This is a genomic window from Flavobacterium wongokense, assembly GCF_021608265.1.
Lineage (GTDB): Bacteria > Bacteroidota > Bacteroidia > Flavobacteriales > Flavobacteriaceae > Flavobacterium > Flavobacterium wongokense.
Genome location: NZ_JAKIHP010000022.1, coordinates 1 through 909 on the forward strand (window position 1 = coordinate 1; position 909 = coordinate 909).

Genomic DNA, 909 nt, shown 5'->3' on the forward strand with positions numbered 1-909 from the left:
ACCGGGAACTGAGCCTGAGCAGCAGCTAGAGCAGCAGCATCGCTACACTCTACAGTTGCGTTAAGCGCACCAGCAGTAGTAGTCCATGTTGGAGCTGTTGTATCCTGAACGTTGATTACCTGAGTGAATGTTGCAGAAACATTACCACAAGCGTCAGTTACCGTCCATGTATTTGTATAAGAACCGGCATTAGCACAGTTAGCAGAAGCTACGAACTGACCAGCAACCTTCACGATGTTAGTCACATCAGCATCACATAAGTCAGAAGCTACCGGGAACTGAGCCTGAGCCGCAGCAATAGCCGCAGCATCGCTACATTCTACAGTAGCGTTAAGCGAACCTGCAGCAGTAGTCCATGTTGGAGCAGTAGTGTCCTGAACAGTGATTACCTGAGTGAATACTGCAGAAACATTACCACAAGCGTCAGTTACTGTCCAAGTGTTAGTATAAGAACCGGCATTAGCACAGTTAGCAGAAGCTACAAACTGACCAGCAACTTTCACGATGTTTGTCACATCAGCATCACATGCGTCAGCAGCTACCGGGAACTGAGCCTGAGCAATAGTAAGAGCTGCAGCATCACTACATTCTACAGTAGCGTTAAGCGCACCAGCAGCAGTAGTCCATGTTGGAGCTGTTGTATCCTGAACGTTGATTACCTGAGTAAATGTTGCAGAAACATTACCACAAGCGTCAGTTACTGTCCATGTATTTGTATAAGAACCGGCATTAGCACAGTTAGCAGAAGCTACAAACTGACCAGATACTTTTATGATGTCAGAAACATCAGCATCACATGCGTCAGCAGCTACCGGGAACTGAGCCTGAGCAGCAGCTAGAGCAGCTGGATCGCTACATTCTACAGTTGCGTTAAGCGAACCTGCAGCAGTAGTCCAAGTTGGAGCTGTT

At 47.4% G+C, this 909-nt stretch carries 1 protein-coding gene; it reads right to left on the bottom strand.

The features are described 5' to 3' along the window. Nucleotides 1-909: HYR-like domain-containing protein (locus L1S31_RS14845; protein WP_236465563.1), on the bottom strand; the 909-nt coding region annotated here is incomplete at both ends.